This is a genomic window from Paenibacillus liaoningensis, from assembly GCF_059609455.1.
Genome location: NZ_JCAALU010000019.1, coordinates 92629 through 112195, shown reverse-complemented (window position 1 = coordinate 112195; position 19567 = coordinate 92629). Strand labels below are relative to the sequence as shown.

8 protein-coding genes are annotated in these 19567 nt (G+C 52.4%); all 8 read left to right on the top strand.

Going from position 1 to position 19567, the window contains the following annotated elements; all coding sequences use genetic code 11:
• The first annotated feature begins 201 nt into the window (after positions 1–201).
• The 8 genes from AC6B99_RS26905 to AC6B99_RS26870 all read left to right on the top strand — a co-directional run bounded on the left by AC6B99_RS26905 (position 202) and on the right by AC6B99_RS26870 (position 19558).
• Complete coding sequence (locus AC6B99_RS26905; RefSeq protein WP_496664672.1) at positions 202–4113, top strand: hypothetical protein; 3912 nt, start codon at positions 202–204, stop codon at positions 4111–4113.
• A 140-nt stretch (positions 4114–4253) separates the two neighbouring features.
• On the top strand, positions 4254–4814 hold the full coding sequence (locus AC6B99_RS26900; protein ID WP_496664671.1) for a hypothetical protein: 561 nt from the start codon (positions 4254–4256) through the stop codon (positions 4812–4814).
• 34 nt (positions 4815–4848) lie between these two features.
• The gene (locus tag AC6B99_RS26895) at positions 4849–6105 is read left to right on the top strand and encodes a hypothetical protein (protein WP_056028445.1); all 1257 of its coding nucleotides are present in this window, start codon (positions 4849–4851) and stop codon (positions 6103–6105) included.
• Positions 6106–6137: 32 nt separating this feature from the next.
• Complete coding sequence (locus tag AC6B99_RS26890) at positions 6138–6857, top strand: hypothetical protein (protein WP_496664670.1); 720 nt, start codon at positions 6138–6140, stop codon at positions 6855–6857.
• Between the two features lie 25 nt (positions 6858–6882).
• Positions 6883–9405: a pentapeptide repeat-containing protein gene (locus tag AC6B99_RS26885; protein ID WP_496664669.1), complete on the top strand. Its 2523-nt coding sequence runs from the start codon at positions 6883–6885 to the stop codon at positions 9403–9405.
• Positions 9406–9426: 21 nt separating this feature from the next.
• Positions 9427–11970 carry an NHL repeat-containing protein gene (locus tag AC6B99_RS26880; protein WP_494864500.1) on the top strand — a complete coding sequence of 848 codons (2544 nt, stop codon included), beginning with the start codon at positions 9427–9429 and terminating at the stop codon, positions 11968–11970.
• Between the two features lie 23 nt (positions 11971–11993).
• The gene (locus AC6B99_RS26875) at positions 11994–17696 is read left to right on the top strand and encodes a type I polyketide synthase (protein ID WP_496664668.1); all 5703 of its coding nucleotides are present in this window, start codon (positions 11994–11996) and stop codon (positions 17694–17696) included.
• A 512-nt stretch (positions 17697–18208) separates the two neighbouring features.
• Complete coding sequence (locus AC6B99_RS26870) at positions 18209–19558, top strand: AAA family ATPase (RefSeq protein WP_494880398.1); 1350 nt, start codon at positions 18209–18211, stop codon at positions 19556–19558.
• The last annotated feature ends 9 nt before the right edge of the window (positions 19559–19567 follow it).

Here is a 19567-nt window from a genome sequence, read left to right as displayed (position 1 = left end):
ATATTTTATTCCAAAATTCGATATAATTTGATATAATATTCCTTGCGAATGGGCAAGAGACTTTCATTCCTAGTACCTGCAATACTCTTCCACGAAGAAGGCGGATGTCAGTATTCGCACCCCAATTTCATAACAGCATGGCGCAGTCAGAAAATGCTAGTTTTTTTGGAAATAACTAATTTTTCAGAGGAGACTGAAGCCATGAACAAAACCTTGCATTTTGAGCTCGTATCTCATTCTACGGAGGTACCGCTCACCTTGCATATCGGGCAGTACAAGTATGCGCTGCACAATCACACGCCGCAGACGCTGCTCGATTCGACACGGACCAATAGTGCTCTCGCACTAATACCTGAACAGCAGAGACAGAGATTCACGCATTTTGTTGAAATTTCCGAGTCCCTGTTCCAAAGTGATCGTCTAACCCGCATCCGTGTAACCTCTCCTGATCACGATCCGAATGTATACCTCCCCAAGCTGCATCATGTTTCCTTTCACATTCCGAAAGTACACCGAGTCAATCACATAAAGAGCAAGCTTGCCGCAAACTCGCTGCATTTACATCCCAAACTAACAAGTCTTGGTGTCGCCCAGCTTAACACCTTTGATGCCCTTCAGGTCAATCTTGATGCCGAAGATCTGTTAAGCCCATGGGATATTGCAACAGCGATTCTGTTCCACTACCCAGAGTTATCCTCTAATAAGCCTTATACAGCGAATATCGTGATGAACGATCACATCGCACCACCTCAAAATGTTAATCCGGCCCAGTATAACCAAGTGTACAATCTAGCGACAATCATCAGCAAACAGGGTCCTGCATCCTCCACAGGCGGCTGGGCTAAAATTACAAATTCGGTTGACCAGAACGGCACTCCGCTTACTTATGGCTATGACATGGGTACGCATAAAGCGGGGGATCCAATCCTCATTTACAGCTGGTCAGATTTAACCGTACAAAATGCAACCTCACCAATGACTGGCGCCATGCAAAGTGCAAGCAACGACAATTCCCTTCAAAATCAGACATGGACGGTCAATCAGGGCAAGACGGCCTACCAGCAGGATGGAGGATCCACAACGGGCTCGGTTGAAAAATCGTTCTCGGCGTCCCGTGCAAAACTCGCAGCGGTGGGAGATCAGACGTTCAAATGGACGGTAAAAGAAGAGACCCCGCATCACGGCTTAGGCGTTTATGCCGATACGATTTCCTTTAGCGACGACGGCAAGTTTTCGATACAGGTGAAAAATACGTATTTGCGCACATTGACTGCTTATGCGGAATTTTTCAATGAGAACGGGGATGCGATCTCCAACCCGTCAGGCTGGGTGGATCAACTGCCATCCTCGATTTCCAGCTGGTTCGAGACGGACAAGAAGAAGTATATCTCAAGCGTATCCGCCGTCAATACGATTCTTGGCATTCCGATGCCGACCGATCCGAAGACGCTCTCGTTCGTCTTTCCGGAGGAAGCAACTCAGCTTAAGCTGCTCTTCGGGTGTCTCGGCACTTCAAAATGGGATGGAGACGTCGACCCTTCAGGCGCAATACTGACAGGTATTTTCCAATACGGAATTCCTTCGGTGTTTCTAATTGCTGGGGCAGCGATTACGAGCTCCAAATGGTTTAATGAGTTTGTGTCTGACACTGAAAATGTCGTAGCTGCCCTTGCGGTTGCTTTCCCAATTGTCGGCGGGGGCGTTGCAACAGCAGCAGCCTTAACCAATGCAAAATCCGTGCTATTCAGCTTTGCGGACGCTATGGCCGGCATTCTGCTTGCTAAGGGGCTTGAGAAACTGGCGCTTTATATAACGGGCCAGATCACGGTTGCGGAGCTGGAGGATGAAGTTCCGTTTGTCGGCTGGGCGCTTCGTGCGGCCAACATGGCGATCAACTTTGCGGAAATGGCCGTTACGACTGGAGAAATTCTGTCCTCGCCGGCTACTCTTTCCATTGACATCTGCCGTTCGATGAATTTGAATTTCACGCTTCATCCGGATCCGACCCATGGCGAGCCCGGGCATCCCGAGACAGCCGTATGGCCCGCCGTGTCTGACCATTACCAAGTGACGGTGCAATACAAGGGCGGCACGAACTTCGTTCTTAGCGGCAACATGCCTGCCACAACCTCGAACACGCCGCTGCAGCTGACCTTCGCGGATCTGCCTGTCGGCGGGAGCATTCAAATCACAGCCGGCATCTATTCGGCCAACGGCTGGCTCTGTGGCAAATACCAGAGTGAATGGATGGACGCCTTCCCGAGCAGTGGATCCTCTTCCCTTTCGCTGAGTGCGGATATTACCGAAATTCTAGTGCCGCTTACCCAGGATACACAGTACAACTACAAAGAGAAAATCATATACGACCAAAACTCGGACAAGCATGTGTGGCATGCCGGTGATCTGCCAACGGCCACCCTATCCAGTCTGGACTGCAGCAGCGGCGGCCATTACATTTGCAAGCCGGTCGATATTACGCTGAATGACCAAGCTTACCAGATTGGCTATGTATGGAGCGCCTCAGGTCAGAATTATATGGCCCAGAACGTCTCGGTGCTGGCTGATCCGCAGTCACGCTACAAGTCGTCCGAGGTTCAACTCACGGTGCAGCCTTATATCGCCTATGACCAATTTGGTCTTGAGCCAGATGGAAGTGGACAGGAGACTGTCAGCCTGAACAATTTCATTCTAGATACCCGCAATAGCCAAATGAATTTGCGCCAGGTTAACCTGATGGACGGCGAAAGCGGATTCGGTTTGAATGATCCGAATTTGAAGAGCTGGGGACGGTTCAATCTGTCCAATATCGACGCGATGGTCGTTCATCCGGATGGAGCGGTCATTGCAGTCAGCTGGAAAGACAGCAAGATGGAAATTCTTCAAATTCCAGATTCGCCGACCGACGATGCGCATGCGCCTGACGCTCAGATGGTATCCGGGCTTGGTGTTCGCCAAGGGCTCCTGCAAGGGCCAAAATCCATCTCCGTAACACCAGACGGTCGCGTGCTTATTCTGGAAACGCTTAATAAGCGGATTCAAGCTTTCGATACGAAAGGCAATCCGGTTTCCAGCTTCCTGGGTGATAAGCTGTTCACGCTTGAGGCTTCGGTCTATTCATCAGACCTGGATAATGGCATATTCTCGGATGCGCTGCAGCTCCAGTTCCAGGAAAATGGCCTTACACATATTTTTGATCTGGATGAATCTCTTGTCGCGAGTTTGAATCAAGGCCAACTCTCGGACAATATCATCAATGCCTTCGCTTTCCAAGGTGTGTTCCTGACCTACGAAAGCGATCAAATGAGCAATCATGAGGTCAGTACGTACGTCACGGTCGTAACTTCTGGAGCGGCATGGACGATTACCGACCCGAACAAGAATGCAGTTTACAATATTAAGAAAAACGACCTGGTTCTCAACGTATTTGATGTGCTGAACAATGTGACCGTTGATGTCCGCGCGAAGGGCAGCAGCTGGGTGGTAGAGGATTGGAACGGCGCGCAATCGTATTACATCTCCACCGATGCAGCGGACAGCCAGACTCTTAACGTCAATCGCTATTTGTCCTTCATGCTGCTTTACAACCCTGAGAACCGCACCGACATTACGTATTTGGATGTAGCTGTTGAAGCGAAAGGCTATCTCTACGTGCTTTCTTATGTAGCCGGCGGCAAGGAGCCAAGTGACTACTTTTTGGATATCTATAACCCAGACGGCACGTTCCTTGTCCGTACACCGGATTCGCAATTACAGCCGACGAGACCGCAGTTTATCAGCGCAGCGAAGCTTGTCGTTGACGTATGGCGCAATGTCTATACGCTGAACTACGAGCCTATTATCGGCCCGAACAATACGACGGAGCCGTCGATCAGTCATTGGATTCCGACTCCGCCGCTGTTCGATTTGCCGCTCAGCGACCAGTCGGATTTCAATAATGCCAATGTTGCGGCAGTTCAGGCTGATTTCTCAGCAAACGGCATTACGCTGGCGAATCCGACTACGATCCAAACGATAAATCCAAGTGACTACTGGAAAGTATCCGATTCGACGCAGACGTATGATGTCATCCGCAGCGGATCGAATCTTGAGGTCTATTCCATTCCAGTAACCTAAGAGCAATCTTCGCTTTAATAGCAGCTATTGAAGTATTGCAAGAGCATGTGATGCAGCTTGAGCGCCATACAGCTTTTTATACTATAGCTGTATGGCGCCAGTCTGCAAGACTAATGGGCAGAGGAACGGGAGGAATGAACATGGGGGATTTATTTAGCCAAACGCTGCAACTACTCGGTTTGACCGAAGCGGATGTAAGCAAAGGCACACTTAGAACAGGGGATAAGCCAGGGCCAAACTATCTATCCACGCGGCCGGAATATGAATCCGCCTTGTCCGCCAAGAGGATTATTGTGAAAAGTTTGGAACAGTTGCAGTCGATTATCGGGACAAACGATTCGAACGGCGGGGAGCTTGATATTCCTAAGCCGTGGCCGGCAAGCAAATCTGGCATGAAGACTCAGGATCTGACCGAGTTGGATGAGCGGCAGCTCTATGACGCGCTTCGTGCCTGCCTGGCTGGTCGGCAAAACGAGGTGCAGAGCTACGCTGATATTTTGAACGCACGGTATTTTCCAATGAGCTTAAGCGTTTTCACTACTCAAGACATAGTCGTTTCGGCAGGCAGCCCGCTTATTATATCCCCTCAAGGGCATGATCCAGTGTCGGTCACATGCAATACGCTGACGCTGGAGCAAGGCGGCCAAATCATCTGCGAAGCACCGGTTATTCTGACCTGCAATACGTTTATCAAAAACTAGCGGGCACGCCCGATAACTTAGGAGGAACTAAAAAATGCTGACTGCACAAGATATCCGCAACCGTTTTATGGCGAAATTCAATTTGACCGAGGAGATTATACAACAAGGAACGCTAACAACGAGCGGAGGCGGCACGTACATCTCGGCCAATCCCAATCATGACACTGCTATTAAGCCGTTCTATGTAACGGTAGAATCTATTGACGATTTCAAGGCATTTGGCGGGAATTCCGACGAGCATTACGCGAACAATACGCTTCAAGAGCATCATGAAGCGCTCGCAGAATGGGATGCAAGCAAGAATGAAAAGGCTTACTCGGAGCTGTCCGTACTTGAGAAATCGGCTGTCTGCAGCGCCTATCAGACCTATATCTACGGCAACTCGAGCAAAGTCAAATCTTATAAGGCTGTGCTGCAGAAGCATTTCTTTCCGGCGCAGCTTGCCGTCTGTGCAGGGCAAGATGTCGTTGTCACGCCAGGCAATCCGCTAATTCTGGCTGGCGATGGCGATAATCCGATCACCTACAGCTTTAATACCATTACGATTCAGCCGGGCGGTCAAATCATTAGCCAGGCTAATGCCACATTGCTTGTGGATACGCTTATTCAAGAAGAGGGCGGTACCCAGTTGGGGGACACGCAGCCGACCAACAGCTTTGTAAGCATCGGAGCTGACGGGCAAAGCGGGGCGGCAGGCGGCAACGGCGGCAACGGCAATCCGGGCAGCCAGGGCAGCGCAGGCTCTGACGGTAAAAATTCCTGCGATACGCAAGCGGGACAAGGCGGCACGGGGGGAACGGGCAATCCGGGTACGCAAGGTGGCAACGGCTCTCGCGGCTCTGACTCTCAAGTGGTCAAAGCTACTCTAACTGTTGTGCAAGGGCCGATATCGCTAATGTCCTGCGGCGGGAATGGCGGGGCTGGCGGCGTAGGCGGCAATGCCGGAGCTGGCGGTGTAGGCGGCACGGGTGGCAGCTCGACCTCTCATTGTTCGGCAGGCGCGCAAGGCAAAGGAGGTCAAGGCGGCAACGGTGCGGACGGCGGCAGTGGCGGTGATTCTGGCAATGGCCAAAATATTTATTGTACGTATCAATCGCTTGGACCGAACGGCTCCATTTCACTCGGCGTTCCGACGAAAGGACAAGGCGGCCAAGGAGGAGCGGCAGGAAACGGCGGCAACGGCGGTCAAGGAAATCCAAACGGCGGCGGCGGCACGGCGGGATCGCCAGGGGCAAACGGCAAAAACGGCACGAATGGAACGGTTTATATTAACAACGTCCCTCAGCAATAATCGTTATTTATATATAAGGAGGCCAGCAGATCATGAGCGCAAGCTACGATATTGTCATTCAAGGGGCAAGCGGAACCAATGGGGCGGATGGCACGCAAGGTGAGAGTGCGGCCACAAGCGGCAGCAACGGCACGAATGGGACGTATAACAAATTGGATACACCGCATTGTATCAGTGCTACGAACGGTCAGCAGGGACAGAATGCGGTAACCTCGGGTCAAAATGGCGAGCAAGGCAGCGCAGGCGCCTCAGCCTCCGATTTCATTTTCAAGTGTCAATCCATTGTAGCTCAGAGTCCCATTACCATCTACAGCGCAGGAGGCAGCGGCGGAAATGGCGGTAATGGAGGAAACGGCGGCAATGGCAGCAACGGCGGCAGCGCAGGCCAGCAAAATTCCAAATGCTCCAGCTCCATACCCCCAGCTACAGGAGGCAATGGCGGAAATGGCAGCAACGGTGGAAACGGGGGGTATGGCGGAAATGGCGGCAACGGCGGCGATATTACCGTCCGTTATGTGAGCGCATCGCTTACCGTCCCGGTTATTGCCCAATCACACGGTGCTATTGGCGGGCAAGGAGGCAGTGCGGGCTTTGCAGGCGTAGGCGGGGTAGGCGGCGCGAATGGCACGGCACCGGGGCAAAATCCGTCCAATGCCGATAATGGCACCTCTGGAACGAACGGATTACCTGGCGTGAACGGTAATTCGGGCGCAAACGGTAAAGTCTCAATCAAGGAAGGCAGTCAAACTTAATTAATAATCGGCGGGGGGAATCCGAATGTCCTCGACCATGATGACATTTATTGGAAAATGGATATTCAGCGATACAGCTGAAAGCACGTATATGAGCCTGGATGGATCTACCTCTCAGTTGGTGGCTGTCCAGGCTACCGCCGCCTCTCCTGACCAGCGATTCAATGCTTATGGGGATATGGGTACCGGTTTTTGGCTGCAGGCCAATAATGGCAAATATGTTGTCTATGCTGGAAGCGGCTATGCGGCAACAGAGGATCCGAGCGGGGCTCCTGCTATATTTACACTGGTTTCAAGCGGCGCTGCCGTCTTGCTCGTCGAGCAAGTATCGGGCACACAGTATGACGTTAATATGAGCGGAGGCACGATTAGCAGAATAGCATCGAACAATCCGCCAGCGACGGCTTTATTCCATCAGCAGTCAATCACACCTGGTCTGGTGCAAATTCAGCAGGCCTCGGTTATTCATTCGGCCGATTTGTCGTGGGCTTACTTAGCTGGAGCGGATCTCAGCCAAATTGATTTTTCTGGCTCCAATCTTAGCGGTGCAAATTTAGACTCCTGCAACTTGTTTGAAGCGACATTCCAAGGACCGGATACGATTATTTCTTATTCGAGCTTTGCAAGCGCGTCGATGGGCTACGCTATTCTGGATAAATGTACGGCTGTGAACGTTGATTTCAGCAACGCCACTATGAAATTTGTATCGCTTTCCGATGCGAGCCTGGCTGGCTGTGATTTTACATCTGCCGACCTGTCTAGCGCTTCTGTAGACGGTGTCGACCTGACAGGAGCATCCCTGGCAAGTGCAAACCTTTATGGTACGGTGCTGATTCATTCTAACCTGACGAAAGCCGACCTGACCGGTGCGAATCTGCTGCTGGCGAATCTGGACAGCATTCAAATTCCGGGGGCTACGTTGACTAATTCGACACTAAACAACCAGGATTTGACGACAGCCATCATCGATGCCCAAACGAACTTTACGGGGGCTAGCATGCAAAAGGTTCGTCTCAACAAATGTTCGTTAAAGAACGTAACCTTCACGCATGCGGATTTGACCGGCGCACTGCTGGACGGCAGCAATCTGACCGGCGCTGATCTCAGCTTCGCGACACTGACCAATGCTTCCCTGCAAAACGGGGTCGCCCTGTTCAGCGCTTCATTGTCCAATGCGACGCTGACAGGCGCAAACTTGACGGGTGCGCAGCTTGGAGCCAAGCAGGAAGCATTTACGCTTAGCACCTCGCTCATCTCCGATTTGAACGGCGGCGCCGTCACGTCTGCGATCAGTCAGGCTTTTCAGAATGCAGGGTATCCGCTTTCGAAAGCCGCGACCATTACGGTCCGCATTCCGAGCCAGAACTGGATCATCACCGATAACAACACGGTATATACCATTACGAACGGCGGGGATGTCCTGAACGTATGGCTTTATGTATCAAGCAATGATGCTGCCGTTCTAGCGGGGGCTTATATGCCTAATGCCATTTTCACCGATGCGAACCTGTATGCGGTCAATATGTCGGGCGTCAACTGGTACGGAAGCTCGGCAAAAGCGGATAACGCCGATCTGGAGGAAGCTGATCTCGCCAATGCCAATCTTGGCAGCATGGATTTCTCGCAGGCCCGGATGTACGGCTGCAATTTGGATTCAGCCAATCTGATCGCAGCGACGTTGAACGGCACGTATTTGACGCCATCGATTAACAAGAAGCAGGCTTCGCTTGCTTTTGCCAATATTCAAGGTGCAGTCTTCCAGCAGGCGCAGCTGCAGAATGCTGTATTAACGAATGCAGCGGTATCGCTGAACGAAGGGCCTTTTTTTACACTGGCGTCATCGTATGCCGTCGATCTGGACAATCAGACGATATCAGCAGCGCTGCGCAGCCAGTTCCAAACCAACCATTTTCCGCTGGACCCGGGGGCGACTGTGACAGTTGTAACGCTGGGCAGCTATTGGACGATTAAAAACGCTTCTAATCCCATTTATCCGATCTATTCCATAGTCAAAATAGGTACGCAGTTATACGTATCCGGCGGCCCGATTGGCGTTCATCTGTTTAATTTGCCTCAGTCCATGAGCAAGGAGCTTGATGCGAAAAATTTGGCCTCTGACATTCAAAACGCTTTCAGCAGCGCGGGATATCCGCTCGTATCCTCTGCAAGCATCGACCAAGTCATCATCCCGGGCAGCAAATGGCATTTAAGTAATATCAGCACGGATACTTCACAATTACAGCAGGGCTATGTGGAATTTTATATTATTGCAAACGAAGATCAAACGCTTCATATATACGGCTCGGTGCTGATGGTCATTCGTCCCGATGATACCCATACGCTGGAACAGGTCCGAATCGTGCTGGCTACGACACAGATGACTCAGGATGTCATGGACGGCACGACGACTTGTCCGAATGGGCAAAAGCTGAAGCAGTATTTGAACCAGCTGCCTCCGCAGCATATTACATGGGAGCAGATGATGACGGCTGCTGCGCCGCCGAAGCCGCCTGCATGTGTGCCGGACCCGTTTCATTGGTGCATATAAACCTATAAGGAGGTCTATAAAATGGCAAGCCAGGTCATCCCAGCACCGATGGATTACGCGGTTCTGCTTGCGGGGGCGCATCCGGAGCTGTCTTCGCCGGATCCGGTTATTCAAACCGAGGTCAACAGCTTGATCAACAGCCAGACCAATCTGCTCTATGGACTCGCGACAGCGATCAGCAAACAGGGGCCGGCTTCGTCTAGCGGAGGCTGGGCCACAATAGAGCAGATCGGGAAGCTCGGCACGAATGCCGTTTATCAATATACGCTGTCTTCTGCAATCACCTCGGCAGCTGGCCCGCTTATTGAAGGAACGCTTGTACTCGTCAAACAGGACGACAATTTGCTAAATAGGCTATGGTCTGTTCAGCAGGGCGTCACCGGTGCTTATCAGCCGGTTATTCCGCCAGCTGCTGGTTTTCAGTGGACGGCGGATAATTTCCAGCCGCAATGCGGCATTATGGTGCAATCAGTCAGCGCCGACCCTCAATCGAAGCAGTTCCAAATTGTTCTGCAAAATAGTTTTCCGGCTTTCTACAGTCTATACGCGGAATTTCTCGATGCTTCCGGTGCGCTCATTACGCTTGAAGCTGGGGAATGGACATCAAGACTCCAATCAGGCTCGCCCTTTGAAACAGCAACGTTGAAATTCATAGGACTGGTGCCGCCAACACTCGGGATAGCAGGTATGCCTGCCGTTGCCCAGCAGACGACGCAGTCATTTCAAATCCCGAGTGCAGCGGTATCTGTCCGGCTTACCTTCGGAACATTGGGTGCGCTTGGATGGAACAGCGTTGCCAATCCGCTGCCATTTTTTTTCTCGGCCGTGCTCGGCTACGCTGTCCCTTGGATCATGAAGTCCGCCGGCGAGTATACTTCGGCGACAGCGGCATGGTATTACGAGCTGTTTAGCGACAGCGGAATTGTAATGGAATTGGAAAAGACAGCAGGGATTTTGTCATCTGCGGTCTCAACATTGGATGCCATCAATCTGCTCTGTGCGCAGATAGGCAAGCTGTTGTTCGGCGGCTCGTTGCCTAAGCTGCTCGCCGCGCTGCGTCTCAAATATAAAGACGATGCGCTTATTCAGGCAGCGCAAAGCACATATTGGCCGCTAGCGGGCTTGTTATCTTCTCTGCAGAGCGGCGCAGTAAGCGGTGTGGTAGAGACACTGTCTGTTCCTGCAACTTTCGCGCAGGTTTATAGCATGAATATGATCGTGGTTTCAACGGTTGAGGTATATCCTGACCCAGCCCATGGCACATGGCCGCTTTCAGCTGCTTCATATACAGTTAAATGGACAGGAAATGGCGATGTGCAAACAGAGAGCGGATTGATGAACGGCATTTGGAGTGATCCGCTGTTAAAGTCGTCGTTTGCTAATGTTCCACATAATGCTGCCGTGTCCGCGCAGGCGTTCATCTACGACGCTTCTGGAGCTTTAGTTGGGCAGGGTGAAGCAAGTGGAGGAGCATCCTCCACTCTCAGCATCGTGATTCAAGAAAATGCCCCAGCTGCAGCAGCAAAGGGCTATCGGCAAACGATGGCGCTGGCCTTTAGCCCTGAGGCGGGTTTCAATTGGCAGCCGGCAACTGAGGCAGACCCCTCGACGATTGCAAGTTTGGACTGCAGCAATGTCGGAACCAATCTATGTCAACTTACTGGCATTTCATTTAATGCTGCTGCTTCGGCGCTTGTGTATGGCTGGAGGGCATCGGGCCAGACGTGTGCGCCATGCAGCGGCGGCGGGGCAGGGGCGCAAATGTACAGGCTCCAAGCCATTTCGGTTTCGTCATCGCCTGCCCATTCGCTTAAGCCCGCATCATGCGGCTTCTATACGATGACGACCATTGCAGCTGGCCACAACTGTGATAATAATCTGTTCTTCGATACACGTACGGAGCCATATGCGCTCAGGAACATCGCGCTCGGAGATGCTGGCGTTTTTCAGTTCCCTACGGGAACGTGCCGAGGGTATTTAACGCTTAGTACAGTGGATGATTTGACCGCTCATCCAGCTGGATTTGCGGCTGCAGTCAGCACAGCCGCAAGCATGCTGCAAATTGTGCAGCTAAGCGCGCAGCCGGTGGCGGACAGCGCAGCTCCGGGACCTTATTCGGTCGGTGGAGTGGGGACACGGCCCGGGCTTATGCAGCAGCCCGTAGCAGTTGCAGCTGCACCTGACGGTACCCTTATCGTACTGGAGGCAGGGAACAAGCGGCTGCAGGCCTTCGACGTGTTCGGCAACAGCCAGAATTATTTCGCTATGTCCCCTGTGCTGCAGCTTCGCCAGACGTCTGGTATATCGTACATTGATCTAGATATCGATGTGGACGGCAATATGTATGTGCTGTCTTATTCCGGCGGCGGAAATCAGGCAAGTCAGTATTTGCTTGACGTGTACAGCTGGCAGGGAGCGCTTCTTTCTTCAACGGAGGGCGTAAATGCAGCGAAAATTGCCGTAGATGAATGGCGGAATTTATATGCGCTCGACTACAGCCTAATGCAAGGGCCGCAGGGAGATACAAGTCCTGCCATTCGGGTATGGACGCCGATAACGACTTGAGGTTGGAAAGGAAGGCTATCACGATGTATAAGCAAAAGCATCAGCAGTTCGCGAAGGAGCAGACTCACACTAATGAGGAGGCCATTGCGATTATCGGCATGGGATGTCGTTTTCCCGGCGGGGTGAACAATCCGGAACAATTCTGGGAGCTGCTCAAAAATGGTACAGACGCGATCGTGGAGGTTCCGCCAGAGCGATGGAAGAACACGGATTTCTATCATCCCGATCGTGACAAACCGGGTAAAATGGTAACTAGGCACGGCGGTTTTATTGACGGCATCGACCGGTTTGACCCAGAGTTCTTCGGCATATCGCCGCATGAAGCGCATCATATGGACCCACAGCAGCGGCATTTGCTTGAGGTTACATGGGAAGCGCTGGAGGACGGCGGGCAGCGCCCCGCCCTTCTTCGCGGCCGGGAGGTAGGTGTGTTCGTAGGGGCATTCGCGCTCGATTATCACGCGCTGCAATTCGGCGATCCATTCCAGCGGGACGCCGGGCCGTATACCGCCGCAAGCAGTATGACCACGATGATTTCAAACCGGATTTCATATATTTATGATTTTTGCGGCCCGTCCATGACCATTGATACAGCCTGCTCGTCTTCACTTGTTTCGCTGCATTTGGCTTGCGAAAGCCTGCGTAAGGGCGAGAGTGAGCTTGCGGTTGCTGGTGGCGTTGTGCTGATTTTCACCCCGCAATACACGCTGGTAGAAAGCAGAGGCGGATTTCTGTCGCCGGAAGGCCGGTGCAAAACTTTTGACAACTCTGCGGACGGCTATGTCCGGGGCGAAGGCGTTGGTATGCTCGTGCTGAAACGATTGGAGGATGCTCTAGCAGATGGCGATCCGATTCAGGCGGTTATTATGGCAAGCAGTGTCAACCAGGATGGACATACGGCTAGCATTACCGTTCCCAGCTCCGAGGCGCAGGAGCGGCTGATTCGAAAAACGCTGGGCAAGGCGGGCATTTCTGCAGCGGACGTGCAATATGTTGAAGCGCACGGAACAGGCACGCCGGTCGGAGATCCAATCGAGGCGCGGGCCATTGCCGCAGCCTATGGAGAAGGGCGGACGGAATCGGAAAAGCTGTTCATTGGCTCCTGTAAAACGAATATAGGCCATACCGAAGCAGCGGCCGGTGTAGCTGGTCTAATAAAAACGGTGCTTTGCCTCCAGCATAAGCAAATTCCGCCGAACCTGCATTTTCATAATCCGAACCCGGCCATTCGATTTGATGAATGGGGCATCCGCGTGCCCGTCAAGCTTGAGCCGTGGCCTTCGCATGACGGTGAAGCCATTGCGGCAGTCAATTCATTCGGTTATGGCGGCACAAATGCGCATGTGATCGTCCGGGAGCCATCTGTGAGCGAAAAGGATATTTTGCCGCAAGAAGAGGCGTCCTTGATAGCCGTTCAAGCTGGCTATCGCCGTGATGGCGAGCGGCAGGCAGCGGCAGATGTTGACACAAGGGCAGCAGCAGGTCCATCAGCCGTTGTGGAGCAAAAAGGATTTGCTGCACAGCGCTCGTATTTGCTGCCGTTCTCGGCAAGGCGAGCGGAAGGACTGCAGTTGCTCAGCAAAAGCTACTTGCATCGGCTTAGCAGTCCCGGCTTAGCGCTGGAAGACCTGTGCTGGAGCGCTGGCGAGCGCCGCGAGCATCACGCTCACCGTCAAGCGAGTATTGCGAAAGACAGTGATGTGCTGGCAGAGCTTTTGGCTGCAGCTGGCGAAGGAAAAGCGGCACAGGGCGTCATCACCGGCATGAATAGGCCAAGCGACAAGCCGCGGCTTGCTTGGGTTTTCTCAGGTATGGGCCCGCAGTGGTACGGCATGGGAAGGCAGCTGCTGAAGCTTGAACCTGTGTTCCGAGAGACGATGGAGCAGTGTGACCGCTTGTTTGAAGAAATTGCCGGCTGGTCGATGCTGGCTGAGCTCGAGAAGGATGAAGCGGACAGTCTGATGGACGAAACCGAAATTTCAATGCCGATCAGCTGTGCTCTCCAGATCGCATTGGCAGAGCTTTGGCGCTCATGGGGAATCGTGCCGGAGTCCATCGTAGGCCATAGTGCAGGCGAGGTTGCTGCATTTTATGCGGCGGGCGTTTATCCCTTAAAGCATGCGCTTCAGATCGTTTACCACCGCAGCCGACTTCTTCAGCGCTTAAGTGGAAGAGGCGGCATGGCGGCTGTCGGCGCCAGCGAGGAGGAAGCGAAGAAGCTAGTGGAGGACTTTGAAGAAACGGTGAGCATTGCTGCGATTAACAGCCCTTCATCGGTCACGCTTGCAGGAACAATTCAGTCATTGGACAATGTTTTGGCCTTGGCGGCAGAGCAGAAATTATTCAACCGAAAATTGAAGGTGCGAGCCCCTTTTCACAGCCATTTCATGAAGGAGATTGAGGAGGAGCTGCTGGACAGCCTGCAGGGGATTCCGTCACAGTCAGCGTCCGTCCCGCTTTTTTCGAGCGTCACTGCTGAGCTTGTTGACGGCGCGTCTGTAGATGCTCATTATTGGTGGCGCAATGTTCGTGAACCGGTGCGCTTCGCACCGGCCATTGAACAAATGCTGCAGAGTGGCTATACGGTTTTTGTGGAAATCGGAGCGCATCCTGTTCTTACTGGAGCGCTGAATGAATGCTTTGGTGCCCGCCGGGCCTTGGCTGTTGCCTCCATCCGCCGCAAGGAGGACGAGCATGAAGCAATGCTGCTGTCGCTTGCTGAGCTTTATGCTTGGGGATTTGAGCCGAACTGGACCGCCCTTTATCCGCAAGCGCAGTGGACGAAGCTTCCGGCCTATCCATGGCGGAAGGAGGCCTACTGGCATGAGCCGGAGGTCATCCGGCTAATTCGTCTAGGATTGCGTGATCATCCGCTGCTTGGCAGGCCATTGCTTGGCGCAGCGGCAGCTTGGGAGGGTGAGGTCTCGCTCATTCGTTTTCCCTATTTGCGTGACCACCGGGTACTGGATCAGACGGTTTTCCCGGCGGCAGCATATATTGAAGCGTCAATGGCGGCGGTTCAGCACACCTTGGGCGGAAGCGGGTATGCGCTTGAGCAGATCGAACTGCACCGCAGTCTTACGCTACCTCAGCTCTCCACGGTCATGCTTACCCAGCACTATCTCGACGTGGAGAACGGCACGTTCCAAATTTATTCGGCGGCAGATACGTCAGGAAGTCCATATACGCTACATGCCTCCGGTCGGGTAAGGCAGCTCCAGCCGGTCGCGCCAGCGGCACAGCAGAATCCGAAGCTTGCGAGTCAAACGATGCGCCGTACCGTAGGGCGCGATCAGGCCTACCAGATTTTAAACCGTATGGGTTTTGATTACGGAGCCATGTTCCAAGGCTTGCAACAAGCTTATATTGGAATGGATGAGGCCTGGGCAGAAATTAAAATGGACCTAGCGGCAGCGGAGACAGAGGGTTACATCTTCCATCCTCAGATAATGGACTCCTGTTTTCAGGCGATGCTGGCTGCTGAATTCCCGCTTGAAGGCGAGGCGCCAAAGGAAACGAGAGATGAGTTTCGTCTGCCCGTGCGAATTGGGGAAATTCGCTTTTATCGAAAGGTAGAAGGGAAACTATGGGCTCACAGCCGATTGACGGAGCGCAACGATAAGATAACAAAGGGAGACCTGCGCGTCTATGACGAAGATGGACGCCTGGTAGCCGAGTTTCTCGGCTTCGTCAAACAGGCGGTGGATGCGGGAGTAGGAAAGATCAGGAGTGCACAATTAAAGCGCTGGTTCTATGAGCCGCAGTGGCAGCCTGCTCCTGAGCTGAGCGACTCGCCGCTGCGCGTGACAAAGAAGGATGTCTGGCTGTTTCTCGCCGATGACAGCGGTGTGGCGGAGGCAGCAAGCACAATACTGCGACAGCAGAATTTTGAGGCGGTTATTGTATGGCCCGCTGTTGAAGGAGAATATCATTTTGTGCCTGCTTTGAATGGGAGTAAAATACACCCTGGCACGAAGCAGCATTACGACAGCATGGTGAAGGATGCACTACAGGCATTTGGAAGCCGTCTTCGCGGCATTGTTCATGCCTGGAATTTGGATATTCCTGAACCGGTGAGCATGCATTTGCATGCTCTTGAAGCGGAAGCTGAGCAGGGCAGCAGGTGCTGGAGCAGTCCATGGATGGAAGGGAATGAGAGCTTTACACCGCATAAAGCGCTATCCCTTTATTCCATGCTTTATACGGTGCAGAGCATAGCCAGTCATCATGCGAGGGTACGTCTCTGGACGCTGACGCGCGGTGCACAGCTCGTCCATCGCTTGGATGAACTCGCCGTTACAAAGCCGCCAGCAGTCTTCCAGTCCGCAGCATGGGGGCTTGGACGATCGATCGCACAAGAGTTTCGTGATTATTGGGGCGGCATTTGCGATATCGATCCGAATGCGGCCGCTGCAGAAGCGGCGCAGCTGCTTGTTCGGGAGCTGGTCAGTGAAGAAGCGGGACGCGAGGATCAGCTGGCCTTCCGGGATGGTGGGCGCCATGTGCTTCGCCTCAATCAGGCAACTCGCATTCCGGGAACGTCACTTCCGCTGCGCTGCCGTGAGGACGGCGCATATCTCATTACTGGCGCCTTCGGCTCGCTCGGCCAGAATGCTGCGCGCTTGCTTGTCAAGCGGGGGGCTAGAAGGTTGATTTTACTCGGTCGGAGCCCGCTGCCGGAAAGGCATGAATGGAAAGGCTATTTGGCGAACCTTGCCGATGATCCGACAAAGGCTGTGCAAGCGGAGCGAATCGCTTTCGTACTCGAGCTGGAAGCTGCTGGTGTTTATGTGCAGACCCTTTGCATCGACATTACAGATCAGCAGAGCCTAAAAGCTTTTATGGAGAATTATATCAGCAGTGGCCACCCACCAGTTCGAGGCGTCATTCATAGTGCAGGCACCGTCCAAGATATGCTGCTGAGACAAATGCCGGCACATATTTTCGATGAAGCCTATGAACCGAAGGTGAAAGGGGCTTGGAATCTGCATGAAGCAACACGCTCCGAGCCGCTGGAATTTTTCGTGATGTTCTCCTCCATTGCCGCGCTGCTTCCGCCAGCGGGACAGGGGAATTATGCCGCAGGCAATGCATTCATGGATGGATTGGCCCATTATCGTCTTAGTCAAGGGCTGCCAGCTATGAGCATTAACTGGGGGCCATGGCTGTCTGGTATGGTCACCAGACTGAACTTAGCAGCCCATTTTCAGGAAAATGGAATAGACTGCATTCTCGATGGAGAAGGGGAGCGACTGCTGGAGCATTTGCTCGGTCAACCGATTGCTCAGGTGGCTGTGCTTTCCGCAGAATGGAATTCCGTCCGCATGCTGTACCCGGACACGCCGCTGCTTAATCTGCTAGAACAAAAGGCGCGCAGCGAGGGGCAGCAGATTGAGGAAACCATTAACTGGTCAGAGAAATTGGCAGCATTAGAGCCAGCAGGAAGAGCGGCTGCTGTATTGGCACAGCTCACGGCAATTATCGCGGAGCTGCTTCGCTACGATCAGGAATTTCTTGAAACGACACGCAGCCTTCCGGAGCTTGGCCTCGACTCTATGATGGCTATTAAACTCCGTAATCGCATTACTAGCGAATTTGGCTGTGCGCCAATGGTGGGCGATCTTCTCAGCGGCAACACGATTGAAATGCTATCGGATGTGTTAGTCAGCTTATTAGAAGAGGAGCAACAGGCTGTAGAGCAGAATCTGGAAGCGAGTGTACTGTAATAGTGCTAACAAAAAAAGTCGCCGTTTTGACGGCTTTTCTTGTCAAATTGTAGAGAAACCCTACGTCTTGTCTCAAGACGCTTGGGTTTCTCTTTGTTTTGAGGCCTGAATGAAGCTAAAAGAAGGATTTCCCCGTATTGCGCTCATCTTCGTCATTTAATATAATAATACATCCATATTTTACCGATATTACTTATACCTTCATACGAAAGGTTGATATAAATATTAGATGGATCGAATAATAGGAAAAAACTTGCGCTCTACTTATGGTAAACGTGAACACATTTTCAGGATAGCTATATCAAGGCTTGTTTACCGATTTCATGCTGTTTAAGTTGAGATAGAAAGTATAAAAAATCAGAAATCATGAATGAAACGCTATTGTATCCTTTTGAATGATGATGGAGTTCAGGTGGAAATTAAGGTACATTTTTGTGCATCTATTGAAATTGGACAGAAAGTATACGACATATATAGAGAGACTATTTTTCAGGAGTGGGGAGCATACACAGATGAACAAAATCGATTGGCTGCGCCAGATGGCGTCCGAAAGACCGGAAGACCCTCAAACCCATTATTGGCTGGGGATGGAATATGCCGCAGACGGACAGTACGTGGAAGCAATTGGCGCCTATTCCGCAGGGCTTTCATGCTGTACGGGGCAAGAAGAGCTTCGCGCTCAACTGCTGCAGGAGCTTACTCATGCGTCGATGCGCCTACAAGGTGGCGCGGTGGCGCTAGCTGCTGCCGCTAGCGAAGCGAAGAGCGAACAGAATCAGAATTCGGCAAGCGGATGGACGGACAAATCCGATAGTATTGTAGCAAGCGACGATGAAGAAGAGTTCGAGGAAGATGGACAAGATGGTGAAAACGACGAAGATCGTGGTATCGCCGAACAGCCGGGAGCGGACGGCAGGTCTTTTTTAACAAAGGGACATATCGGATTGAAGGTGATTGACGGTGGACAAGTGGACCCGAAGCAGGAAGCGGTCAGCGTGCCCAAAATTACGTTCGAGGATGTCGCGGGCTTGACCGAGCTCAAGAAGTCGATTCATATCCGCATTATTAGTCCGTTTTACAATCAAGGGCTCTTTTCCAAGTTTCGTAAAAAAATCGGCGGAGGCGTACTGCTGTATGGCCCGCCCGGCTGTGGCAAAACATATATCGCGAGAGCGACGGCGGGAGAGTGCCGGGCGTCCTTCATTCCCGTCCATATTACGGATATTTTGGATCCTTACATAGGCGTCAGCGAACGAAACTTAAAAGACATGTTCGATAAGGCCCGTTCTCAAAAGCCCAGCATTATGTTTTTCGATGAAATCGATACGTTAGGATACAATCGTTCCAAATCTTCAAGCAGCTCGATGCGAGGCGTGATCGACACCTTCCTTACGGAGATGGAGGGAATCGATACGAACACAGATCAAGTGCTTATTCTTGGAGCGACGAATTTGCCGTGGGATGTGGACGGCGCGCTGAAGCGGCCGGGCCGGTTCGATCGGATGGTATTTGTGGCACCGCCTGATGTGGAAGCGAGAAAACGTACGTTCGAAATGAAGCTGCATGGCCGTTACGTCAAGCAAATGGATATCGCAAAGCTGGCCGCGTCCACGGAGTTTTATTCGGGCGCCGATATCGACAACGTCGTCGAAAGAGCGACGGAAATCGTGCTGGAGCATATTCTCGAGACGGGCGTCGAGCGGCCGATCGGAATAAAGGATATGGAGCAGGCGCTCGGAGAAATTCGTCCGACGACGCTGGAATGGCTACGCACGGCGAAAAACTACGTCAAATATTCCAATCAGAGCGGTATCTACAACGAGGTGGAGCATTATCTGCGGCAATTCGGGAGATTGATTTAATGGAAGCCG